The sequence below is a fragment of the Variovorax sp. P4_B11 genome (assembly GCF_056402355.1).
Window position 1 is genome coordinate 1 of record NZ_JBFUHO010000085.1, and the last position, 22,271, is coordinate 22,271.

Below are 22,271 nucleotides of genomic sequence, written 5' to 3' on the forward strand. Positions count from 1 at the left end.
CCGCAAGGTGCCGGACGCAAGATTCAGCCGCACGCATTGGTGCGAGGCGGTGCGTCGGGAATCATGTTCTCTCTTTGAGATGTGACCACGCCCAGCCGAACAGCGTGGCGACCAGGAATGGATAGGCGAAGAACGGCAACGGTGCCGACAAGGGCGTGAGTTGGCGTCCGGCAAAGATTTCCATTGCCACGAGCGCGAACAACGCCGACGCGATGAACCCGACCGCCCTGACCAGCTTGGGCATGATGTTGGGCGCGCTGATGAGTGCGAGCGAAGCAGCCCACAAGCCGGCCCCGCTCCCAAAAGAAGGAATACTGGCAATCGGCTCCATGGCAGCGCCAGAGAGAATCAGGCTTTCGCCGATGGCGAAGACCAGGAATCCGGCAGCCATCAGGTCGCGTCCACGCCGGAAGTGATGAATGGTCAGCAACGCAGTCGCGACAACGAGGGCCACGCCATCGAGGCCCCAAGCCAGTCCGCGAAGCGATGCAGACGAGACGAACGTGCCAGCCAATCCGAGGACGGCGCCTACGACGAGCCCAGCGGACGCAATGATTCGCAGCGGCATATGGTTCATGGTGTCTACAAGTTTGGAAAGGGCGGTCGCTCTGCGCCTGATTGTTGGTGCTCGGCGGGTTAGTGCACACCCGCTTCGCGGAAGCAATCCCGCAATTCGCCCGCGGGTGTTGTAAGTCAGCCGCGAACGTCGATTCCTGGCCCCGTTCTGACGGCGCGTTGGCCTTCCTTGCCATCAGGCCGCGAAGATGAACGTCCGGTTGTGGCCGATTACGGGCCGTCAGGGCCGCCCCATGCGGGCACTCGCGACGTCGCGGTATCTGCTTTCGACGTAGAAGCCCCATCGTGGCGCTCGTTCCGGGCGGCAACCCTAGAACAAACCCTTGATGGGCCCGTCCGACGGGGTGGGGCGCGGGCGTTCGGCCGTGTGCGGGCGTACCATTTGATCGACACCCCTCAAGGAGCCGCAGGTTGACCTCACCCAGGCTCGACGCACTCCTGCGCCAATGCGCGTGCAGCACCGCTCCGGAAGCCGCCTTCTGGAAAGGCGTCGTCACGAGTCTCAATGAGCCGAGCCCGAACTGGGGCCTGGATCTGCACCCTGATCGCGAGCCGGAGTCGGTGGACGCCTTCGTTTACCTGGTGGACACGAGCAGCCTCTGGCTGGCCGGCGCGGCGATTGCGCCCGGGCAGTTGACGGCACTCTACGAAGAGCACGAAAAGCAAGGCGGCGGCGAGGGCCGCCCGAGCAGCGACCTCGTGCGTGCCGCGGCGTGCATCGCTGCGGCAAGCGAGGGCGGCGATGCAACTGCCTCACCTGAAGTCCTTGCGGCCTTCGCGAGCGCGGTGCGCGCCCTCGCCGCTTCGCCGGCCTACGCCCAGGCCCTCCAGCACGAGTGCCCCCTGCTGGAAAACCACCATTGGATGCTGCTGCTGTACCGCCTCGCGAACGGCGAGGCCATCGTGGCAATCGGGCACGACGACGAACCCTACCACGGCATGCTCGAGCGCAGCACCGCGCTCGAATGCGTGCAGCGCATGGTGCAAAAGGACCTGGGCTCGCTGCGCACCGCCGTCAACCAGGCTATGAAGCGGGCAGGGGGCGTGAGCCTGGCGCCGGAATTGCGCCGACTCAAGATCGCCTGACCTCTGTGACCGAATCCGAGCCGTCTTTTGGCACTGCATGAAGCAGCGTTCGCCACACGTCATCTCGGCCCTTGCTGACATCGGTATCCCATCTCTCGTTCGGTCCACCTCGCTCGCCTGCTGCGACGTGCCCACGCCATCAGCAAAGGGCGAGATCCGTGTGGCCGAAGCCCTTCGAGTAATCGAGAACGGAAATGACCGTGGGTGTGACGCGGAACAGGCGGACCTCGTCCGGGCCCGGCATCTTCATCGGCAGAGGCCCAGCGTCGGGGTATTTCAGCGGCAGCATGCGCAGGACTTTCTCCGCTTCTGCCCGATCATCCACCGCACGCGCACGAGCGGCCATCGACAGGCCGGTGATCGCCATCAAATCCGCCGTGTCGTGATCGATCGTCAGCGAGAGCCGGTCATCTTGCGCCAGGTTTCTTGCCTTCTGACTGTCCAGCCCGCAGAGAAAGTACAGGGTCAGGCCTTCGTTCACATAGCCGACGGTCGTTGCCTGCGGCCAGCCATCCGGACGCAGCGTCGCGACTGTCATGATTCGATGCTGATCCAGCAGCGCCAGGATCTTCCTTCTGATGTCGTCGTCCATGTATCACCTCCACGAGAGTCAAGAGGGGAGCGTTCAACGGATATTCTGGGATGGTTCGGCCGCGCGGCCTTGATTGCGATCAAGGCCTGAGCACCTGCTTTGCGGTGGGTCAAACGCTTGTCGCGGGGCCGCGCGATGCTGTGTGCCTGTGCCACCCCAGTGGCAGCGGGAGGCCCTATGTGGGACGCCATCGTGATCGGTTCGGGCATCGGCGGCTTGGCCGCCGCTGCGGCGCTGGCCAAGCGGCAGCGCAAGGTGCTGGTGCTGGTGCTGGAACAGCAGAGCACGGCCGGCGGCCTGACTCAGAGCTTCCGGCGCCAGGACTGGACCTTCTCGCCCGGCGTGCAATCGAAGGCAATGGCCTGCCGCAGTAGCGGCTCTGCGGTTTAGATCTCTGCCCCACGATTGAATGCGATGCCCGCGCGTACGAGGTAGTTCATCGCCTGATTGGGTTTGGACTGATTTGCATGATGTTCAGCATCTGCCCGTTCAGCTGCAAGACAAAAAAGCAAGGCGGCCTCAGCGTGAAGCTGCCGGTCCTGCCGACGATGCGCGCGGTCGCCAATATCGAATGCCGAGAAAGGTGCGTCAGCTTTCTCTTTAATCAGTGCGCGCGCGGCATCGTGGTCAAAAGTCGGCAGATTCATTGCCGGTTAAAAAAAGCGGGAGACGCATTGTGCGGTGACCGTGTAGGTCTGCTTCTGGCCCGATTGCGGAAGCCCATGCCGGATCGCGCGAAACGCCGAGCTCGCTGCGAGCCAGGCGCGTTTGATCGTCACAGTTGCGCACTATATTTGATGGTGCCTGAGCGCTCGCAAAGACGATCAGTGCCGATGGCGGGCGAACAGAAAGGCGAGTAGTGTGGGACCATTCCTTTCATGGACGCGGACCTCAGATCCAGTCCGAAAGTCTTCGTCTTGTCGCTGACTTCCTCGATACGAAGTGACCCCACGTCGCGTTCTGCTTGTGATCGCCTTCCTGGTCGCCACGGGCGCCTGGGTTGCCTTCGTGTACTGGATGACTGGGCAGGAACGCAAGGAGGCGGTCTACCTGGACATCGACCTTGCGGAGATTCCGAAGGGCAGCCCAAAGTTTTACACCTTCCAACGTACACCTCTGGCCGTCGTGCGAACCACCGATGCGATGCTCGATGACCTTCAGGCGCAAACCACCTACACCTGGAACCAGCGTCCAATTGCGGCCGAGCGTCCATCGTTCTTCGTCTACTCCCTGGTGGGCCCGGCCGACGGATGCGAGGTCGAACACGTGCCCAAGGGCGCGGACCGCTACGCGCCGGTGCGCCCGTGGCAAGGCGGCTATCGCGACCCATGCCGCTTTGGTGAATGGGACTACGCGGGCCGCTCGATCAAGCAGTACGCGGACCAGGACGCGCAGCTGCTGCGGATGGCCGATCTGGATGTTCCGGACTTCGAATTCAGGGAACACCACATCCTGCGCATTACCCGTGCCCCGAAGCGATAGGCGAGACCAGGGCTAAACCCGGGAATGTCTGTTGTGGGCCGCGTGCTGTCCTCACAGCGACCTCACCATTCAATCGTGAGTGTCACCTGAAAGAGGTGTCGCCAGCATCGATGGTCGAGCTTCAAAAGCATCTAACCAAGCGGTCAATCGCGTTCGACCTGGCCGGAACGATGGCAGCTCCCGGAACTCCAGCCAACTCAGCGCCGTCGCAAGCGCAATATGGCCCACGTGCACGGGCGACGTGACGTCAAGCTCCGCTTCCAGCCAGTCATAGCTCGCTGCTAGTTTGCTCACATAGCCGTCGCGCAACGGCGCGTACCGAAGCGGCTCCGGCCGACGGACCGTCTCCCACCTTATCGCGATGCCAGCTTCTGCGAGTCCCTGGGCGACCGCCTGGAGCCGCAAGGCCTGCCATCGCTCTTCGCCTTCCGCCGGAATCAGTCGCCGGCCATTGTGCAGCGTGTCAAGAAAAGCGCAGATGACATCGGAATCGAAGATTGGCGAAAGTCCCTGTCGCATGAGGACGGGCACCTTGCCTAGCGGATTCTGGGCGTACACCTCGTCGTTACGCTGAGTGGGGCTCGTTTCGTGATGCAGGACTTCGATGCGTTCGGCGACGCCCACTTCGTGGGCGAAGACGAGTGCCTTCCTGGCATAGGGGGAGTGGGTTTGATAGAGCAGTTTCATTCGCTGTAGCAGCGCTGGCGGAGGGAAAATCGAAACTTCACGGTAAACCGGCACGGAGCGTCGAGGGCCCGCTTCTGGCCGACTGTAGCCTGTGGCGGCCACAGGAGCATCGGGCCCGTTGCAGTCGCTGCAATCTTCCGGAAGCGGCCACTCGGGATGTGACCATGAAGCGCGCGACCCATCTTTCGGCCACGTTGACTTCGCGGTCCACGGCGCCCTAGCATCCGCCACGCACCGTCCATCGATGCGCACTGCCGCGCCAAAGGGGACTGCCGATGAACACCGCTTCTTCAACCTTCGTCGCCAGCGACGGCGATGCCTACGAAAAGCTCATGGGCCGCTGGAGCCGTCAGCTCGCCCTGCCCTTCCTGGACTTCGTCGACACCGCGGACGGCGACCGCGTGCTCGATGTCGGCTGCGGCACCGGCCACCTGGCCTTTGCGCTGACCCACCGCACCGGCGCCGGCGAAGTGCGTGGCGTCGACCTCGCCGAGCCCTACATCGCGCATGCCAGGCGCCACAACCAGGATCCGCGCATCGTCTTCGAAGTGGCCGACGCCTGTGCGCTGCCCTTCCCCGACCGGAGCTTCGACCGCGTGCTCTCGCTGCTGCTGCTGCACTTCGTTCCCGACGCGGACAAGGCGATCGCCGAGATGCGGCGGGTCGCGAAGCCCGGGAGCGTGGTCGGCGCGGCCGTGTGGGACGTGCGGGGCGGCTTCGTCTCCAACCGCATGTTCTTCGACACGGCTGCCGCGCTCGACCCGGCAGCGAGGGAGCGGCGCGCGCGCAACTTCACGCGGCCGATGACGCGGCCCGGCGAACTGGCCAAGGCGTGGCGCGCCGCCGGCTTCAAGGGCGTCGACGAGACGACGCTCAGCATCCGGATGGAGTTCGCTTCGTTCGCGGACTACTGGGCGCCCTTCGAAGGCAAGGACGGCGCCGGTGCGGAATTCGTCGCCACGCTGGACGAGGAAGCGCACGCCCGGCTGCGCGAAGCCGTCGAGTCCGCCTATCTCGACGGCGAGGCGGACGGCCCGCGCTCCTATGCGGCGCTGGCCTGGGCGGTCAAGGGCAAGGCGCCTGCGTAGCGCCGAGCCGGTTCAGCGGCGCGCGGCGAACGCGAACAACATTTTCTCCATCGGATCTGCGCGTTCATCGCCTAAGCCAGCACCCGCCTCAACGCCCGGATTCGCTGCCACACCTGCGCTGGCGCATCGGTCATGCCCATGACGTGCGTGCACCGCTCCAGCCACCCCGTGCGCTCGCCCATGCGATCGACGGCGCGCCGCAGGTCGCGGCGTATGGCGTCGCCACAGGCGCCTTCAGCCTTCGCGACCGCGCGGCGCAGCAGCGGCAAGGCGGGCTTCATCATCGCGAGGTCGATCAGATCGCGGCTGAACCCGCCATCGTCGGCCCAGCGATCAGAGTTGGCGAGCAGCTTGGTCGCGGCCATGTCCAGCGGTGTGAGCGTGCGCACGCCGAACAGTTCGTCGGCCCGGCCGGACGGCTCCAGTGCGATTCGGGCCTCGAACACGATGTCGAACTTGATCGATTGGCCTTCGACCAACAGCCGGGTGCGGATGCCGTATTGATCGGCGCGCAACTCGCCGGGCTGCACCTCGGCAGCGGCGTCCGCCCGGGTGATGGCCCTCCAGCCATCGACGGCAGTCATGGCCTGTCGAAGCTCGCGGTACGCCGCAAGGTCCGACACCAGGAAGTCGATGTCCAGCGATTCGCGGTACTCGCCGAAGCGCAGCGCAATCGCGGTGCCACCGCCGAACAGGCAACCCCGCTCGCGAAGTCGTTGCCCGTCGAGCGCCTGGAGCACCCGCGCGATGCGGCGATGGTGTGGTCGGTCAAACAACCGGATCGCCCCCAAGTGCCAGCCGCAAGGAATCGACGAGAGCCTTCTCGTCAGCCGACAGCGTTGCTGGGTCCACATGGCGCCAATTGCGCTCGTAGATACCGAGGGCTTCGCGCGGCGTCAGCTCCTGCGGGCCATGGACCTGCCACGAGAGTTGCTTGAGCCAGGGGTAGTCGGCGATGCGAATGCGCGCGGGCAGCCAGCCCGCGCGATGCGCTTCGGCAGCCTGCTGCATCGGCAGCCCGGCCGTGATTTCGAGGCCGAGTGCCGCCAACACCCTCAGGTACGCACCGATGGTGACCGCGGGCTCACCCTTCTCGATGCGGTGCAGGGTCACGCGCGAGAGGCCAGCGGCCTCGGCCGCGGCCACCGCACTGACACCCAGCTCCTTGCGGCGCCCGCGTACGGTGGCCGCTATGGCGGCCAGGGCCGCTGCGGATTGCGGAGTGAGTGCAGGGCTTGGCGCTGGCATAAGTGTTTCTCATTGTTTGCAAATCTAGTGATTTGTCAAGAATGAGAAACATTTTTGTGTCATGGCGCCAGCCACGGGTTTACCCTCAGCCCAACCTGCTTGACCCGACTATTTAATATATTAAATAATCCGGGCCAACATGGACATGCGCAGCACCGCCTTCTCCCACCGCAACCTGCCGCGCCTGCTGCTGCAGGCGCGCGAGGCCGTCATGGGCCACACGCGGCCGAGCCTGCGCGAGCATGCGCTGTCCGACCAGCAGTGGCGCGTGCTGCGCGTGCTCGGCGAGCACGGCGCGGTCGAAACCGGCCGCGTGGCGCGCGAGGCCTTCATCCTCGGCCCGAGCCTGACCGGCGTGCTGGCGCGCATGGAGCGCGACGGCCTCATCGCGCGCAGCCGCGACCCCGAAGACCAGCGCCGCACCGTGGTCGAGGCCACGGCGCGCGGGCGCAAGCTGGTGAAGCGGCTCTCGACCAGCATCGAGGCGCACTACGCGTGGATGGAAGAGGCGATGGGCAAGGAGAAGCTGGCCCAGCTCTACCAACTGCTCGACGAACTCATCGCACTGGAACAACCATGACCATGACCCCCACGTTCGGCACTGCGTGTCCTCTCTGCCCCCCGAGGGGGCGCGTTTCGCCTTGGGGCGGCCCGGCGGCGAAACCATGACCCCCACGTTCGGCACTCCGTGTCCTCTCTGCCCCCCAAGGGGGCGCGTTTCGCCTTGGGGCGGCCCGGCGGCGAAACCATGAGCTACACCCCCACAGGCACCGTCTACGGCGTGCTGCTGAACTTCCGCGCGGAGTTCGACGCCCTGGCGCCGCAGATGAACCAGCCGCCCTACAAGGCACCGCCGAAGGCCCCGGTGCTGTACGTCAAGACCGCCAACACCTGGAGCCCGCATGGCAGCGCGATCACCGTGCCGGCGCAGGTCGATGCGGTCGAGGTCGGGGCCACCATCGCGATGGTGATCGGCGTCGACAACGACATCGAGGGCTTCGTGCTGATGAACGACCTGTCGATCCCGCACGCCAGCTTCTTCCGCCCGCCGGTCAAGTTCAAGTGCGTCGACGGCTTCCTGGGCATCGGCCCGGCGATGCGCGATGCGCAGGAGGTGGCCGACCCGGCGCAGTTCACGCTCGAGGTGCGCATCAACGGCGAGTTGAAGCAGTCGGTCGATTTCTCGCAGACGCTGCGCAGCGCCTCGCAATTGCTGGCCGATGTCGGCGAATTCATGACGCTCTCGCACGGCGAGGTGCTGATGCTCGGCTGCGACGCCGGCCGCCCGCTGGCGCGCCCCGGCGACCGCATCGAGATCCGTGCGCCAGGCTTCGAGACCCTGGTCAACACGCTGGTGAAGGAGCAAGCATGAAGCACGCGCGCATCCTGTTCGAAGGCGCGGTGCACGACGCCGTGGAAGACGATGGCCAACTGCGCCTCGCCGACGGCCGCCTGCTGCAGGCCGACGCGGTGTCGTGGCTGCCGCCGCTGCAGCCGGTGCCGCGCCCGCGCACCATCCTCGCACTGGGGCTCAACTACGCCGACCACGCGAAAGAGCTGGCGTTCAAGGCGCCCGAGGAGCCGCTGGTCTTCGTCAAGGGCGAGAGCACGCTGACCGGCCACCGCCAGCGCACCTACCGGCCGGCCGACGTGCAGTTCATGCACTACGAATGCGAGCTGGTGATCGTGGTCGGCCAGACCGCGAAGAAGGTCAGGCGCGACGACGCCTACGACTTCATCGGCGGCTACACGGTGGCCAACGACTACGCGATCCGCGACTACCTCGAGAACTGGTACCGCCCCAACCTGCGCGTGAAGAACCGCGACACCTGCACGCCGATCGGCCCCTGGCGGGTCGACGCGAAGGACGTGGCCGACCCGATGGCGCTGGCGCTCAGCACCACGGTCAACGGCAAGCGCACGCAGTCGGGCAACACGAAGGACATGATCTTCGACGCGCCCTTCCTGATCGAGTACTTCAGCAGCTTCATGACGCTGCAGCCCGGCGACCTGATCCTGACCGGCACGCCCGACGGCGTGGTCGACTGCCGCCCCGGCGACGTCGTCGTGACCGAGATCGCGCAGATCGGCGCGCTGGTCAACACCATTGCCGCGGCCTGAGCGAACGCGCGCCGCCCCTGTTTTTTCAACCAGACGCAAAGAGAGACATGATGAAGAAGATGTTCAAGCTCGCGGCCGCCATGGTCGCGCTGGCCGGATCGGTGGTGGCGTTCGACGCACCCGCGCAAGGCTATCCGGCCAAGCCGGTGCGCTGGGTGGTCGGCTATCCGGCCGGCGGCGGCACCGACTTCCTGGCGCGCACCGCGGGGGCGCAGCTGTCGCAGCAGATCGGCCAGCCGGTGCTGGTCGACAACCGGCCCGGCGCCAGCGCCATCATCGCCTCCGAGAACGTGGCGCGTTCGCCGGGCGACGGCTACACGGTGTTCTCGGCCGACAACGGCGTGCTGGTCTACAACCCGGTGCTCTACAAGAAGCTGCCCTACGACGCCGAGAAGGACTTCGTCGCGCTCGGCATGATGGGCCGCTCGCCGCTGATCCTCACGGCGGCGCCGGGCGCGGGCTTTGCCGATGCCAAGGCGCTGATCGCCGCGCTCAAGGCGGCGCCGGGCAAGTACAGCATCGCGACGCCGGGTGCCGGCAGCCCGCACCACCTGGCGCTCGAACTGTTCCAGCGCGAGGCCGGCGTGCAGCTGCTGCACGTGCCCTACAAGGGCGGCGCCCCGGCGCTGCAGGACCTGATGGGCAACCAGGTGCCGCTGATGATGCTCGACCTGCCGAGCGGCATCAGCGCCGTCAAGGCCGGCAAGGTGGTGCCGCTGCTCGCGATGTCGGGCGAGCGCGTGCCGCAGCTGCCGCAGGTGCCGACCGCGAAGGAACTCGGCTTCGCCGGGGTCGAGGCCTATACCTGGCAAGGCCTGGTGGCGCCCGCCGCCACGCCGAAGGACATCCAGCTGAAGCTCGGCGCCGATCTGCTGAAGGCCATGAACGATGCCGCCGTGCGCCAGAAACTGTTCGACGCCGGTTGGGAAGCCCGCCCCACCGACGCCGCCGAAATGAACCGCTATGTGCAGTCGGAGCGCAAGAAGTGGCAGGCGCTAATCGCCTCGCGCGACATCCGAATCGACTGAAACCCGAAAGACCCCATGCAGATCGACCATCTCATCAACGGCAAGAGCGTCGCCGGCCGCGACTATTTTCAGACCGTCAACCCCGCCACGCAGGAAGTGCTGGCCGAGGTCGCCTCGGGCGGCGAGGCCGAAGTGAACGCGGCCGTGGCCGCCGCCAAGGAAGCCTTTCCGAAATGGGCCGGCCTGCCCGCGCCCGAGCGCGCCAGGCTGATCCGCAAGCTCGGCGACCTGATCGCGAAGAACGTGCCCGAGATCGCGCAGACCGAGACCGACGACTGCGGCCAGGTCATCGCGCAAACGGGCAAGCAGCTGGTGCCGCGCGCGGCCGACAACTTCTACTACTTCGCCGAGATGTGCACGCGGGTCGACGGCCACACCTACCCGACGCCGACGCACCTGAACTACACGCTGTTCCACCCGGTGGGCGTGTGCGCGCTGATCTCGCCGTGGAACGTGCCCTTCATGACCGCCACCTGGAAGGTCGCGCCCTGCCTGGCCTTCGGCAACACCGCGGTGCTGAAGATGAGCGAGCTGTCGCCGCTGACCGCCGCGCGCCTGGGCGAGCTGGCGCTCGAGGCCGGCATTCCGGCCGGCGTGCTGAACCTGGTGCACGGCTACGGCAAGGAGGCCGGCGAGCCGCTGGTGGCGCACCCCGACGTGCGCGCGATCTCGTTCACCGGATCGACCGCCACGGGCAACCGCATCGTGAAGAGCGCGGGGCTCAAGAAGTTCAGCATGGAACTCGGCGGCAAGAGCCCGTTCGTGATCTTCGAGGATGCCGACCTCGACCGTGCGCTCGACGCCGCGGTCTTCATGATCTTCAGCAACAACGGCGAGCGCTGCACGGCGGGCTCGCGCATCCTGGTGCAGCAGTCGATCTATGCCGACTTCGCGGCGAAGTTCGCCGAGCGCGCGAAGCGCATCACGGTGGGCGACCCGCTCGACGAGAAGACCATCGTCGGGCCGATGATCTCGCAGGCCCACCTGGCCAAGGTGCGCAGCTACATCGAGCTGGGCCCGAAGGAAGGCGCAACCCTGTTGTGCGGCGGGCTCGGCGCGCCCGAGTTGCCGGACCGCGTTCAGCGCGGCAACTACGTGCTGCCGACCGTGTTCGCCGACGTCGACAACCGCATGAAGATCGCGCAGGACGAGATCTTCGGGCCGGTGGCTTGCCTGATTCCGTTCAAGGACGAGGCCGACGCGGTCCGCCTGGCCAACGACATCGCCTACGGCCTGTCGAGCTACGTGTGGACCGAGAACATCGGCCGTGCGCACCGCGTCGCTGCTGCCGTCGAGGCCGGCATGTGCTTCGTCAACAGTCAGAACGTGCGCGACCTGCGCCAACCCTTCGGCGGCACCAAGGCCTCGGGCACGGGACGCGAGGGCGGCACCTGGAGCTACGAGGTCTTCTGCGAGCCGAAGAACGTCGCGGTGAGCCTGGGCAGTCATCACATTCCTCACTGGGGGGGCTGACCATGGGAAAACTCGCCCTCGCCGCCAAGATCACGCACGTGCCCTCGCTCTACCTGAGCGAGCTGGACGGCCCGCGCAAGGGCAGCCGGCAGGCTGCCATCGACGGCCTGAAGGAAATCGGACAGCGCTGCCGCGCACTGGGTGTCGACACCATCGTGGTGTTCGACACCCACTGGCTGGTCAACGCCAGCTACCACCTGAACTGCGCGCCGCATTTCAAGGGCGTCTACACCAGCAACGAGCTGCCGCACTTCATCAGCAACATGCCCTACGAGGTTCCGGGCAACCCGGAACTCGGCAAGCTGCTGGCGGCAACGTGCAATGAATGGGGCGTGGAGACGCTGGCACACGACGCCACCACGCTCGGGCCCGAATACGGCACGCTGGTCCCGATGCGCTACATGAACGAGGACCTGCACTTCAAGGCGATCTGCGTCTCGGCCCTGTGCACCAGCCACTACCTGAACGACAGCGCCCGCCTGGGCTGGGCCATGCGCCGTGCTGTGGAGGACCACTACGACGGCACCGTGGCCTTCTTGGCCAGCGGATCGCTGTCGCATCGCTTCGCGCAGAACGGCCTGGCGCCGCAGTTCGCCGACCGCGTCTGGAGCCCGCTGCTGGAGCGCATGGACCACGAGGTGGTGCGCATGTGGCAGAACGGCGAGTGGACCGACTTCTGCGCGATGCTGCCGGAGTACGCGGCCAAGGGCCACGGCGAAGGCTTCATGCACGACACGGCCATGGTGCTCGGCGCCCTGGGCTGGTCGGCCTACGACGGCAAGGCGGAGGTGATCACGCCCTACTTCGGATCTTCCGCCACCGGCCAGATCAATGCCGTCTTCCCCGTCACGCCGCAGGACGGCCACGCGATCCCGAAGGCGCAGGCGTCGAGCGCCGAGGGATTCCAGAGCGTTTCACGCCTCTGAGCCGTTGAACGCATCGCCTCGGAGAACCGCATGCCGCATCTCGTGATCCTCTACACGCCCAACATCGAGCGCGAGACCGACATGTCGACGCTCTGCCGCGCGCTGGCCGACTGCATGCTCGCGCAGCGCGACGACGAGGGCAGGCAGGTCTACCCGACCGGCGGCACGCGCGTGCTGGCCTACCCGGCCGCGCACTTCGCGGTGGCCGACGGCCGCGCCGACTTCGCCTTCGTGTACCTCAACCTGCGCATGGCCTCGGGGCGTTCGGCCTCGGTGCAGAAACGCATCGGCGATGCGCTGCTGGCAGTGACCCAGGCGCACTTCGCGCCGATCTTCGATGCGCGCCACATCGGCATCACGCTGCAGATCGACGAGAGCCCGGGCCAGGTCTACGACGGCAAGCACAGCAACCTGCATCCTCTCTTCAACAAGGCCTGAACCATGCTCGATCCGAAACTCATCCGGCAGCTGGCCGCCGAACTCCACGAGAGCGAGCGGTCGCGCGTGCAGGTGGAGCACTTCTCCAAGCGCCATCCCGAGATGACCATCGAGGACGGCTATGCAATCTCGCGCGAATGGGTCAAGACCAAGATCGCCGAGGGGCGCATCGTCAAGGGCCACAAGATCGGCCTGACCTCGCGCGCGATGCAGCAGGCCAGCCAGATCACCGAGCCCGACTACGGCACCTTGCTCGACGACATGTTCTTCGACCAGGGCGGCGACATCCCGTTCACGCGATTCATCGCGCCGCGGGTCGAGGTCGAGCTGGCCTTCGTGCTCGGCAAGAAGCTGCAGGGCCCGAACGTGACGATCTTCGACGTGCTTGCGGCCACCGACTACGTGGTGCCGGCGATCGAGATCATCGATTCGCGCATCGAGCAGTTCGACCGCCACACCCAACAGATGCGCCGCGTGTTCGACACCATCGCCGACAACGCGGCCAACGCCGGCATCGTGACCGGCGGCCGGCCCGTGAAGCCCGACGCGGTCGACCTGCGCTGGGTCAGCGCCCTGCTGTACAAGAACGGCGTGATCGAAGAGTCCGGCGTCGCGGCCGCAGTGCTCAACCATCCCGCCACCGGCGTCGCCTGGCTCGCCAACAAGCTGGCGCCATGGGACGAATGCCTGGAGGCCGGCGAGATCGTGCTTGGCGGCTCGTTCACGCGGCCGACCGCGGCATTGCCCGGCGACACCTTCCACGCCGACTACGGCCCGCTCGGCGCCATCTCCTTCCGCTTCGTCTGAAAGACTAGACATGACCACCCCACCGAACCCCTTCAAGCAGGCCCTGATCGACAAGCGCGCCCAGATCGGCCTCTGGCTCGGCCTGGCCGACGCCTACAGCGCCGAGATCTGCGCCGGCGCCGGCTTCGACTGGCTGCTGATCGACGGCGAGCATTCGCCCAACGGCCTGCAGAGCATCCTGCAGCAGGCGCAGGCGATCGCCGCCTATCCGGGCGTGAACGCGATCGCGCGCGTGCCGCTGGGCCACGGCGACGCCGGCGCGGCGCTGATCAAGCAGTACCTCGACCTCGGCCTGCAGACGCTGCTGGTGCCGATGGTCGACACACCCGAGCAGGCCCGCGCGATCGTGCGCGCGATGCGCTATCCGCCCGAGGGCATCCGCGGCATGGGCGGGGCGCGCGCCTCGCGCTGGGGCCGCTACCCGAGCTATGCCAAGGACGCCAACGACCGCGTCTGCCTGCTGGTGCAGGCCGAGTCGCGCGAGGCGCTGGCCAAGCTGGAAACGATCGCGGCGATCGACGGCGTCGACGGCATCTTCATCGGGCCGGCCGACCTGTCGGCCTCGATGGGGCACGTGGGCAACGCCGACCACCCCGAGGTGCAGGCCGCGATCGAGGACGCCATCGCGCGCATCCAGCGCGCCGGCAAGGCCGCGGGCATCCTGACGCCGAACGAGACGCTGGCGCGCAAGTACCTGGCGCTGGGCGCGAGCTTCGTCGCCGTCGGGCTGGACACCAACCTGCTGGTGCGCAGCACCAGCGCGCTGGCGGCGAGCTTCAAGGGCGCCGCCAAGCCCGCGGCGGCCGGGGGCACCTATTGACCGACGGACGATCGATGCGAGGCCTTTTCGTTGAAGACGTGAGGTAAACGCGGGTGTCAGGCGGCGCGGCTTGCAGGAAGAATATGCCCTCAGCGCGCGGCCTGGCCCCCAGGGCGCCATGACCCTCTGCGGCGCCGCCCTTCGGCTGCGCGACGAGTTCCAACCAAGCATCCATCCATCCATCCCGAGGAGACATCGAATGACCATCACCCGCCGCCATCTGCTGCAGACCACCAGCGCCTCCGCGCTGCTGGCCAGCCTGGGCCAGCACGTCTTTGCGCAGTCGCAAGCCTTTCCGTTCGAGACCGCGCGGCTGATCACCGGCTTCGCGGCCGGCGGCACCTCCGACACCACCTGCCGTCGCGTCGCGACCCGGCTGCAGCCCGACTACGGCCGCGCCGTGGTGGTCGAGAACCGCACCGGCGCGGGCGGCCAGATCGCCGTGACCTACGTCAAGAGCCAGCCGGCCGACGGCGCGACGATCCTGCAGACGCCGACCTCGATCCTCACGATCTATCCGCACATCTACAAGAAGCTGCCCTACGACCCGCTGGTCGACCTGTCGCCGGTGACCATCGCCTGCGTGTTCGACTTCGGCTTCGCGGTCGGACCGGCGGTGCCGATGTCGGTCAAGACGGTGCCCGAGTTCCTGGCCTGGGCCAAGACCCATCCCGAGGGCGCCAACTTCGGCTCGCCGGCGGCCGGCTCGACGCCGCACTTCATCGGCGCGCTGCTCGGCAAGAGCGCCGGCGTGGAACTGAAGCATGCGGCCTACCGCGGCACGCAGCCGGCGATGCTCGACCTGCTGGGCGGCAACATCGCCGCGGTGTCGGGCCCGATCGGCGACATCACGCAGCACCTGCCCACGGGCAAGGTGCGCATCCTCGGCGTCTCGGGCGCCAAGCGCAGCCGCTTCGCGCCCGACGTGCCGACCTTCGAGGAACAGGGCATCAAGGACATGACGCACAGCGAGTGGTTCGCCTTCCTGCTGCCGGCCAAGGCTTCGCCCGAAGTGGTGAATCGCGCCAACGCCGCCTTCAAGGTGGCACTGGCGCAAAAGGACGTGATCGACGGCCTGGCGAACTTCGGCCTGGAGGCGATGTCCTCGACGCCGGCCGAGCTGACGGAACTGCTCAAGAAAGACACCGCCAAGTGGGCGCCGATCGTCAAGCAAGTCGGCTTCACCGCCGAGGGTTAGAACATTGACTCACCCCCAGGTTGGCTCACTTCGTGTAGCCGCCCACCCCCTCGCCGGGGGCAATACCAGCGGCCCGGCAAAGCCGGTTCCGCGGTATTCCTGGAAGGGGATCGGGGCGTATCGATTTACTTGAAGGAAATGCCATGAACACACTCGCCACCCCATCGCCCTCGGCGCTGGTGCATCCCGCCCTCCACCCCGACGAGCGCGCCGCCAGGCTGCAGCTCGCCGCCTGCTACCGCGTGTTCGCGATGCTGGGCTGGACCGAGATGATCTACAACCACATCACGATGCGGCTGCCCGACAGCGTGACCGGTGGCGAGAAGCAGTTCCTGATCAATCCCTTCGGCCTGCACTACAGCGAGGTCACGGCCGGCAACCTGGTCAAGATCGACCTGCAGGGCAAGGTGCTCGACGGCTCGACCTACCCGGTCAACCCGGCCGGCTTCACGGTGCATGCCGCGATCCACGACGGGCTGCCCGGCGCGCACTGCGTGATGCACACCCACACCACCGCCGGCGTGGCGGTGGCCTGCGTGCAGGGCGGCCTGCAGCAGACCAATTTCTATACCGCGCAGCTGCACGGCATGGTCGCGTACCACGACTTCGAGGGCATCACGATCCATGCCGACGAGGGTCCGCGCCTGTTGAGGAGCATCGGCGACCGGCAGGCGGTGATTCTGCGCAACCACGGCCTCTTGGCCTGGGGCCAGACGCTGCCGCAGACCTTCGCGATCCTGTGGACCTTGCAGCGCGCCTGCGAGATCCAGATGGCGACCTTCTCGATGGGGCCGGCGATTCCTGTCAGCGAGGAGATCGCGCAACGCTGCACGCGCGACGCGCTGCAGTTCAATCCGGCGCACGGCGCCGGGCAGGACGTGTTCGACGCGCTGGTGCGCCAGGTCGACCGCATCGATTCAACGTACAAGCAATAACCCCCAGGTTGGCCCACTTCGTGTGGCCGCCCACCCCCTTGCAGGGGGCATTACCAGCGGCCCGGCGAAGCCGGTTCCGCGGTATTCCTGGAATGGGGCAAGGTGTGCCCCGACCGAAGATCAAAGGAGCATCCCTCAATGAAAGTGTGCATCTACGGCGCCGGCGCGATCGGCGGCTGGATCGGCTCGAAGCTCGCGCAGGCGGGCTCGGCCATCGACGTGGTGGCGCGCGGCGCCACGCTCGAAGCGCTGAAGCGCGACGGCCTCATCCTGGCGAGCGGCGACACGCGCGTGGCGGTGCCGGTCAACGCCAGCGCAGACCCGAAGGCACTCGGCGTGCAAGACCTGGTGATCGTCGCCGTGAAGGCGCCGGCGCTGCCTGCGGTGGCGCGGCAGATCGCGCCGCTGCTGGGCCCCGACACGATCGTGCTGACGGCCATGAACGGCGTGCCGTGGTGGTTCCTGCAGGGCGGTTTCGGCGGCCCGCTGGCCGGTGCGCAGCTGGAGGCGGTCGACCCGGGCGGCCGCATCGACGCCGCGATCCCCGCCAAGCACGTGATCGGCTGCGTGGTGCATGCCAGCTGCGCGCTCGACGCGCCCGGCGTGGTGCGGCATCACTTCGGCAACGGGCTGATCATCGGCGAGCCCTCGGGCGAGGCGACGCCGCGCGCCAAGGCGCTGCGCGACCTGCTGGCCGGCGCCGGCATCGACACCAAGTTGTCGCCGCAGATCCAGAAGGACGTCTGGTACAAGCTCTGGGGCAACATGACGGTCAACCCGATCAGCGCGCTGACCGGTGCCACCACCGATGTCATCCTCGACGACGACCTGGTGCGCGGCTTCATCTCCACGATCATGCTGGAGGCCAAGGAGATCGGCGCGCGCATCGGCGTGCCGATCGCCGACAGCCCGGAAGACCGACATGCCGTGACGCGCAAGCTCGGCGCCTTCAAGACCTCGATGCTGCAGGACGTGGAAGCCGGCCGCGCCGTGGAGCTCGACGCGCTGGTCACGGCGGTGCGCGAGCTGGGGCAGCGCGCCGGCGTGGCGACGCCATTCACCGATGCGCTGCTGGGGCTGGCGCGGCTGCAGACGCGGCAGCTCGGCTTGTATTGAGGCGGCCGGCGGCCCGGCTCAGCGCTTGAGCAGCACCCGTACCGCCGCGGGCAGCGAATGCGCCTGCGGCATGAAGCGGTCGATCACCGCGCCCTCGTCGGCGCCGCCTACCAGCAGTCGGAGAGGATCTTCAAACTGCAGCGGCCTTCAGTCCGCCGTGATGGGGACACGAGGCGCCACGGCGCACATCAGCTCGTAGCCGACGGTGCCGCCGGCCTTCGCCACCTCGTCGATCGGCAGCAGGGCGCCCGTCGACGACCGGCCCCACAGCGTGACCTCGGCGCCGTTGCCGGCGTCGGGCACCGGCGTCAGGTCGACCGTGATCATGTCCATGCTGACGCGCCCGACCATGCGCGTGCGCACGCCGTCGACCAGCACCGGCGTGCCGGTGCTGCAGTGCCGCGGGTAGCCGTCGGCATAGCCGACCGCGGCGACGCCGATGCGCAGCGGCCCTTCGGCGCGGAAGCTGGAGCCGTAGCCGATGGTGTCCCCGGCCTTCAGCGTCTGCACCCCGATCAGCCGGGTGGCGAGCGTCATGCCCGGCTGCAGCTGCCAGTGCTCGGCGTCGTGCTCGGGGAAGTCGGGGGCGCTGCCGTACAGCATGATGCCCGGGCGCACCCAGTCGGCCCGGGTCAGGGCCGCGTGGCGCAAGGTGGCGGCGCTGTTGGCGATCGAGCGCTCGCCCGGCAGGTCTTGCGTGGCGTGGCCGAAGACCTCGACCTGGTGCCCGATGCCGCGCGCGCCGTCGGCGTCGCTGAAGTGCGTCATCAGCGAGATCTCGTCGACCTGGGGCAGCGCGTTGAGCCGCGTCCAGGCCGAGCGGAAGCGCTCGGGCGCGAAGCCCAGGCGGTTCATGCCGGAGTTCATCTTGAGGAAGACGCGCTGCGGCACCTGGGTCTTGTGGGCCGCCAGCATGTCGATCTGGGCGTCGCAGTGCACCGTGTGCCAGAGGTCGAGGCGGGAGCACAGCTCGAGGTCGCGCGGCTCGAACACCCCCTCGAGCAGCAGGATCGGGCCGCGCCAGCCCAGCGCGCGCACCCGCTCGGCCTCGGCCAGGTCGAGCAGCGCGAAGCCGTCGGCGGCGCGGAAGGCGTCGAAAACCCGCTCGATCCCGTGGCCATAGGCGTTGGCCTTGACCACCGCCCAGACACGGGAATCGAGCGCCGCGCGGCGCGCCCGGTCGAGGTTGTGGCGCAAGGCGGCGGCATGGACAGTGGCAAGGATCGGACGCGGCACTTCAAATTCCTGGTGAAAAGCTGAAATCACTCACACAACAAGGCCCGGCGTAGGGGCCGGAAAGCGCCATTCTGACATTGCGTACCCCATGCTATAACCGCGCACCCGCCTCTTGAAGCGGAACCCTTTTCCACTACCGCCAGCTCTCCCACCCCCTGGCCAGCCAGCTCATCGATGAAGCGCGGTTTCTACACCATCATGTCGGCCCAGTTCTTTTCGTCGCTGGCCGACAACGCGCTTTTCGTGGCCGCGGTGGAGCTGATGCGAACCAGCGGCGCACCGGAATGGCAGCGCGCCGCGCTGGTGCCGATCTTCACCGTCTTCTATGTGGCGCTGGCGCCGCTGGTGGGCGCCTTCGCCGACGCCCTGCCCAAAGGCAAGGTGATGTTCATCAGCAACGCGATCAAGGTGGTCGGCTGCGTGATGATGCTGTTCGGCTCGCATCCGCTGATGGCCTACGCGGTCGTCGGGCTCGGCGCCGCGGCCTATTCGCCGGCCAAGTACGGCATCCTCACCGAGCTGCTGCCGGCCTCCCAGCTGGTCAAGGCCAACGGCTGGATCGAGGGGCTGACCATCGCCTCGATCATCCTGGGCATCGTGCTCGGCGGGCAGCTGGTCGGCCATGCGCTGTCGAGCCACCTGCTGGCGCTCGACTTCCCGCTCATCGACACCGGCGTCAGCACGCCGCCCGAGGCCGCGATCTCGGCGCTGATCCTGGTCTATGTCGTGGCCGCCTGGTTCAACACCCGCATCCCGCTGACCGGCGTCGAGATGCGGCCGCTGCGCGCCAATCCGCAGCACGGCATGGTGCGCAACATGTTCGCCCTGCTGCCCGACTTCTGGCAGTGCAATTCGCGCCTGTGGCGCGACAAGCTGGGCCAGATCTCGCTCGCCACGACCACCCTGTTCTGGGGCGCCGGCGGCAACCTCAAGTACATCGTGCTGGCCTGGGCCTCGCTGGCGCTGGGCTACAACACGGCGCAGGCCTCCTCGCTGACCGGCGTGGTGGCGATCGGCACGGCGGTCGGCGCCATCGTGGCGTCGATGCGGATGCGGCTGGACATGGCCACGCGCGTGATCCCGATGGGCATCGGCATGGGCCTGCTGGTGATCGGCATGAACTTCATCGGCAGCATCTGGCTGGCGGTGCCCTTCCTGATCCTGCTCGGCGGCCTGGGCGGCTTCCTGGTGGTGCCGATGAACGCGCTGCTGCAGCACCGCGGCCACAACCTGATGGGCGCCGGGCGCTCGATCGCGGTGCAGAACTTCAACGAGCAGTCATGCATCCTGGTCCTGGGCGCGTTCTACAGCGCCTGCACCGGCATCGGCCTGTCGGCCTACTCGGCGATCACCGCCTTCGGCGTCGTGGTGGCCGGCTTCATGTGGCTCATCAAGCGCTGGCACCGGCACAACCTGAAGCGCTATCCCGAAGAGGTCGAGCACCTGCTGGCCATCGCGCGCAGCGACAAGCACCACTAGGACCTGTCCTCAGGCCCGAATCCGTTGCCTGCTCTCGCGCTGATCCTCAACGCCTTCGTCTGGGGCGTCTCCTGGTTTCCCTTCCGTCAGATCGAAGGCCATGGCCTGCATCCGGTGTGGGCCACCTGCGTGATCTACGTCGCCATCACGCTCGCGATGACGCTGCGGCGGTGGCGCGTCTGGCCCCTGTTCGCGCGGCAGCCGGCGCTGGTGCTGCTGGGTCTGGCGGCGGGCTTCACCAACGTCGGCTTCAACTGGGCCGTGACGCAGGGCGACGTGGTGCGCGTGGTGCTGCTGTTCTACCTGATGCCGCTGTGGAGCGTGCTGCTGGCCTGGGCCTTCCTGGGCGAGCGGCCGAGCGCGGCGGCGCTGGCCCGGGTGGCGCTGGCGCTGGCCGGCGTGGCGGTGGTGCTGAAGTCGCCCGACGCCGACTGGCCGGTGCCGGCCAGCCTGGCGGACTGGCTCGGCGTGGCCGCCGGCTTCGGCTTCGCGGTGACCAACATCCTGCTGCGCCGGCTGCGCAGCGCCCCCGGCGAGGCCCGGGCGCTGGCGATGTTCGGCGGCTGCGCGGCAATGGCTGGCGCGACCGCGCTGGCCGGCACCGCGCTCGGCGCGATGGCGCCGCCGCCGCTGGCCGACAGCGGCTGGTGGGGCTGGGCGCTGCTGCTGGGCACCGGCTTCGCCTTCGCCAACGTCTGCCTGCAGTACGGCGCCGCGCGGCTGACGGCCAGCGCGACCGCGGTGATCATGCTGTCGGAAGTGCTGTTCGCGAGCCTCTCCTCGGTGGCGCTCGGCGCCGCCACGATGGAGGCGCGGATCTGGATCGGCGGCGCGCTGATCGTGGCGGCGGCGCTGTGGTCGTCGTTTGCGCGCGCGCCCGCGGAGGACGATGATCGACGATCGGTTTCCGCCAAGGACATGCCATGACCAGCATCTACGATTTCGAAGCCCGCCGCATCGACGGCCGGCCGGCCCCGCTTTCAGACTTCCGCGGCAAGGTGCTGCTGATCGTCAACACGGCCAGCAAATGCGGCTTCACGCCGCAGTTCGAGGGGCTGGAGGCGCTGTACAAGAAGTACGCGGACCAGGGCCTCGCGGTGCTGGGCTTCCCGTCGAACCAGTTCATGAGCCAGGACCCGGGAACCAACGCGGAGATCGGCGCCTTCTGCACCGAGAACTACGGCGTCAGCTTCCCGATGATGGAAAAGATCGACGTCAACGGCGCCGACGCGGCGCCGCTCTACAAGTGGCTGGTCAAGGAGGCGCCGGGCCTGCTGGGCAGCACCGCGATCAAGTGGAACTTCACCAAGTTCCTGGTCGGCAAGGACGGGCGGGTGCTGAAGCGCTATGCCCCGGTCGACAAGCCCGAGTCGATCGCCGGCGACATAGAAACGGCATTGGGCTCGCCCCCAGGTTGACTCACTTCGTGTAGTCGCCCACCCCCGACCGGGGGCGACACCGGCGGCCCGGCAAAGCCGGTTCCGCGGTGTCCCTGGCCTGATGCGTCAGAACCGGAAATCGGCCGTCTTCGACCCTGATCCCAGGGTCACGACCTGGCGCTTGACGACGCCCTCGCTGGTGGCCTCGACCGTGTAGCGGCCGGCCGGCAGGTCGATCAGGCAGATCGGGCCGCTGGCGCGCATCGCCAGCGCCGTGCCGCCCTTCGCATCCGTCACCATGACGTCGACATCGGCCAGGTAGTCGCCGCCGGCGCGCGCGAACAGCAGCGACAGCGGGTGGTCCTTCATGGCCGCGCGCAGGGCGGCGGATTCCTCGGCACCGATGCCGCCGCAGACGTAGCGGCCGGCATCCTGGACTTTCATTGCCGGCATCGCGGCGATCTGGGCCTGGGCGGCCCAGGGGGCGGCGGCACAGGCGCAGAGGGCCGCGCCGCGCAGGAGGGATCGTAACGAGGCACGCATCAGGAATCTCCCG

The 22,271-nt window shown here is 67.6% G+C and carries 27 protein-coding genes; 19 read left to right on the forward strand and 8 right to left on the reverse strand.

The genetic code is table 11. The annotated features are described in order from the left end of the window. Positions 1 to 61 precede the first annotated feature (61 nt). A complete protein-coding gene (locus tag AC1DYD_RS37310) occupies positions 62 to 577 on the reverse strand; it encodes a hypothetical protein (RefSeq protein ID WP_478177775.1) in 516 nt (171 codons plus the stop codon). Between the two features lie 410 nt (positions 578 to 987). Between AC1DYD_RS37310 and AC1DYD_RS37315 the strand changes: the two genes are divergently transcribed. After that, complete coding sequence (locus AC1DYD_RS37315) at positions 988 to 1,662, forward strand: hypothetical protein (protein WP_478177776.1); 675 nt, start codon at positions 988 to 990, stop codon at positions 1,660 to 1,662. Positions 1,663 to 1,801: 139 nt separating this feature from the next. Here AC1DYD_RS37315 and AC1DYD_RS37320 read toward each other — a convergent pair whose 3' ends face one another. After that, the gene (locus AC1DYD_RS37320) at positions 1,802 to 2,254 is read right to left on the reverse strand and encodes a pyridoxamine 5'-phosphate oxidase family protein (protein WP_478177777.1); all 453 of its coding nucleotides are present in this window, start codon (positions 2,252 to 2,254) and stop codon (positions 1,802 to 1,804) included. Between the two features lie 177 nt (positions 2,255 to 2,431). Between AC1DYD_RS37320 and AC1DYD_RS37325 the strand changes: the two genes are divergently transcribed. After that, the gene (locus AC1DYD_RS37325) at positions 2,432 to 2,644 is read left to right on the forward strand and encodes an FAD-dependent oxidoreductase (protein WP_478177778.1); all 213 of its coding nucleotides are present in this window, start codon (positions 2,432 to 2,434) and stop codon (positions 2,642 to 2,644) included. On the opposite strand, the gene AC1DYD_RS37330 is transcribed toward AC1DYD_RS37325, so the two are convergent. Next, complete coding sequence (locus AC1DYD_RS37330; protein ID WP_478177779.1) at positions 2,641 to 2,901, reverse strand: hypothetical protein; 261 nt, start codon at positions 2,899 to 2,901, stop codon at positions 2,641 to 2,643. The two genes, AC1DYD_RS37325 and AC1DYD_RS37330, sit on opposite strands and share 4 nt — an antisense overlap. 295 nt (positions 2,902 to 3,196) lie before the next feature. Between AC1DYD_RS37330 and AC1DYD_RS37335 the strand changes: the two genes are divergently transcribed. Next, positions 3,197 to 3,736, forward strand: a complete 540-nt coding sequence (locus AC1DYD_RS37335; protein WP_478177780.1) for a Rieske (2Fe-2S) protein — start codon at positions 3,197 to 3,199, stop codon at positions 3,734 to 3,736. Positions 3,737 to 3,805: 69 nt separating this feature from the next. Here AC1DYD_RS37335 and AC1DYD_RS37340 read toward each other — a convergent pair whose 3' ends face one another. After that, positions 3,806 to 4,423: a glutathione S-transferase family protein gene (locus AC1DYD_RS37340; protein ID WP_478177781.1), complete on the reverse strand. Its 618-nt coding sequence runs from the start codon at positions 4,421 to 4,423 to the stop codon at positions 3,806 to 3,808. A 275-nt stretch (positions 4,424 to 4,698) separates the two neighbouring features. Here AC1DYD_RS37340 and AC1DYD_RS37345 point away from each other — a divergent pair, with 275 nt between their 5' ends. Continuing rightward, positions 4,699 to 5,511: a class I SAM-dependent methyltransferase gene (locus tag AC1DYD_RS37345; protein WP_478177782.1), complete on the forward strand. Its 813-nt coding sequence runs from the start codon at positions 4,699 to 4,701 to the stop codon at positions 5,509 to 5,511. A gap of 71 nt (positions 5,512 to 5,582) precedes the next feature. Here the strand turns inward: AC1DYD_RS37345 and AC1DYD_RS37350 are convergent, their stop codons facing one another. Beyond that, positions 5,583 to 6,251, reverse strand: coding sequence for a nucleotidyl transferase AbiEii/AbiGii toxin family protein (locus AC1DYD_RS37350; protein ID WP_478177783.1), 669 nt, complete (start codon positions 6,249 to 6,251; stop codon positions 5,583 to 5,585). 28 nt (positions 6,252 to 6,279) lie between these two features. Beyond that, complete coding sequence (locus tag AC1DYD_RS37355) at positions 6,280 to 6,759, reverse strand: helix-turn-helix domain-containing protein (RefSeq protein WP_478177784.1); 480 nt, start codon at positions 6,757 to 6,759, stop codon at positions 6,280 to 6,282. 145 nt (positions 6,760 to 6,904) lie between these two features. Here AC1DYD_RS37355 and hpaR point away from each other — a divergent pair, with 145 nt between their 5' ends. The 12 genes from hpaR (at position 6,905) to AC1DYD_RS37415 (ending at position 17,621) form a co-directional block, all read left to right on the forward strand. Then, positions 6,905 to 7,339 carry a homoprotocatechuate degradation operon regulator HpaR gene (gene hpaR, locus AC1DYD_RS37360; RefSeq protein WP_478177785.1) on the forward strand — a complete coding sequence of 145 codons (435 nt, stop codon included), beginning with the start codon at positions 6,905 to 6,907 and terminating at the stop codon, positions 7,337 to 7,339. A 168-nt stretch (positions 7,340 to 7,507) separates the two neighbouring features. Next, positions 7,508 to 8,131, forward strand: a complete 624-nt coding sequence (locus tag AC1DYD_RS37365; protein WP_478177786.1) for a fumarylacetoacetate hydrolase family protein — start codon at positions 7,508 to 7,510, stop codon at positions 8,129 to 8,131. After that, a complete protein-coding gene (locus AC1DYD_RS37370) occupies positions 8,128 to 8,880 on the forward strand; it encodes a fumarylacetoacetate hydrolase family protein (RefSeq protein WP_478177787.1) in 753 nt (250 codons plus the stop codon). The genes AC1DYD_RS37365 and AC1DYD_RS37370 overlap by 4 nt, the downstream gene beginning before the upstream one ends. A 50-nt stretch (positions 8,881 to 8,930) precedes the next feature. Further along, positions 8,931 to 9,908: a Bug family tripartite tricarboxylate transporter substrate binding protein gene (locus AC1DYD_RS37375; protein ID WP_478177806.1), complete on the forward strand. Its 978-nt coding sequence runs from the start codon at positions 8,931 to 8,933 to the stop codon at positions 9,906 to 9,908. A gap of 15 nt (positions 9,909 to 9,923) precedes the next feature. Next, the gene (gene hpaE, locus AC1DYD_RS37380; RefSeq protein WP_478177788.1) at positions 9,924 to 11,381 is read left to right on the forward strand and encodes a 5-carboxymethyl-2-hydroxymuconate semialdehyde dehydrogenase; all 1,458 of its coding nucleotides are present in this window, start codon (positions 9,924 to 9,926) and stop codon (positions 11,379 to 11,381) included. A 2-nt stretch (positions 11,382 to 11,383) separates the two neighbouring features. Further along, the gene (hpaD, locus tag AC1DYD_RS37385; RefSeq protein ID WP_478177789.1) at positions 11,384 to 12,307 is read left to right on the forward strand and encodes a 3,4-dihydroxyphenylacetate 2,3-dioxygenase; all 924 of its coding nucleotides are present in this window, start codon (positions 11,384 to 11,386) and stop codon (positions 12,305 to 12,307) included. A gap of 30 nt (positions 12,308 to 12,337) precedes the next feature. Further along, positions 12,338 to 12,745 (forward strand): 5-carboxymethyl-2-hydroxymuconate isomerase, encoded by a 408-nt coding sequence (locus AC1DYD_RS37390; protein WP_478177790.1) that lies wholly within the window; start codon positions 12,338 to 12,340, stop codon positions 12,743 to 12,745. Positions 12,746 to 12,748: 3 nt separating this feature from the next. Beyond that, positions 12,749 to 13,552: a 2-oxo-hept-4-ene-1,7-dioate hydratase gene (gene hpaH, locus AC1DYD_RS37395; protein WP_478177791.1), complete on the forward strand. Its 804-nt coding sequence runs from the start codon at positions 12,749 to 12,751 to the stop codon at positions 13,550 to 13,552. Between the two features lie 10 nt (positions 13,553 to 13,562). Continuing rightward, a complete protein-coding gene (locus AC1DYD_RS37400) occupies positions 13,563 to 14,372 on the forward strand; it encodes an aldolase/citrate lyase family protein (protein WP_478177792.1) in 810 nt (269 codons plus the stop codon). A gap of 199 nt (positions 14,373 to 14,571) precedes the next feature. Continuing rightward, positions 14,572 to 15,570: a Bug family tripartite tricarboxylate transporter substrate binding protein gene (locus AC1DYD_RS37405; protein WP_478177793.1), complete on the forward strand. Its 999-nt coding sequence runs from the start codon at positions 14,572 to 14,574 to the stop codon at positions 15,568 to 15,570. Between the two features lie 143 nt (positions 15,571 to 15,713). Further along, complete coding sequence (locus tag AC1DYD_RS37410; RefSeq protein WP_478177794.1) at positions 15,714 to 16,505, forward strand: class II aldolase/adducin family protein; 792 nt, start codon at positions 15,714 to 15,716, stop codon at positions 16,503 to 16,505. Between the two features lie 138 nt (positions 16,506 to 16,643). Then, on the forward strand, positions 16,644 to 17,621 hold the full coding sequence (locus tag AC1DYD_RS37415) for a 2-dehydropantoate 2-reductase (protein ID WP_478177795.1): 978 nt from the start codon (positions 16,644 to 16,646) through the stop codon (positions 17,619 to 17,621). Between the two features lie 147 nt (positions 17,622 to 17,768). On the opposite strand, the gene alr is transcribed toward AC1DYD_RS37415, so the two are convergent. Beyond that, entirely contained in the window at positions 17,769 to 18,857 is a 1,089-nt protein-coding gene (alr, locus tag AC1DYD_RS37420) for an alanine racemase (RefSeq protein WP_478177796.1), read from the reverse strand. A gap of 174 nt (positions 18,858 to 19,031) precedes the next feature. Between alr and lplT the strand changes: the two genes are divergently transcribed. The 3 genes from lplT to AC1DYD_RS37435 are packed head-to-tail and all read left to right on the forward strand — an operon-like array spanning position 19,032 to position 21,754. Continuing rightward, a complete protein-coding gene (lplT, locus tag AC1DYD_RS37425) occupies positions 19,032 to 20,336 on the forward strand; it encodes a lysophospholipid transporter LplT (RefSeq protein WP_478177797.1) in 1,305 nt (434 codons plus the stop codon). Between the two features lie 24 nt (positions 20,337 to 20,360). After that, positions 20,361 to 21,263, forward strand: a complete 903-nt coding sequence (locus AC1DYD_RS37430) for a DMT family transporter (protein WP_478177798.1) — start codon at positions 20,361 to 20,363, stop codon at positions 21,261 to 21,263. Continuing rightward, on the forward strand, positions 21,260 to 21,754 hold the full coding sequence (locus AC1DYD_RS37435) for a glutathione peroxidase (RefSeq protein ID WP_478177799.1): 495 nt from the start codon (positions 21,260 to 21,262) through the stop codon (positions 21,752 to 21,754). Before AC1DYD_RS37430 ends, AC1DYD_RS37435 begins: the two co-directional genes overlap by 4 nt. Positions 21,755 to 21,841: 87 nt before the next feature. Here the strand turns inward: AC1DYD_RS37435 and AC1DYD_RS37440 are convergent, their stop codons facing one another. Further along, positions 21,842 to 22,258 (reverse strand): carboxypeptidase regulatory-like domain-containing protein, encoded by a 417-nt coding sequence (locus AC1DYD_RS37440; RefSeq protein ID WP_478177800.1) that lies wholly within the window; start codon positions 22,256 to 22,258, stop codon positions 21,842 to 21,844. Positions 22,259 to 22,271 lie beyond the last annotated feature (13 nt).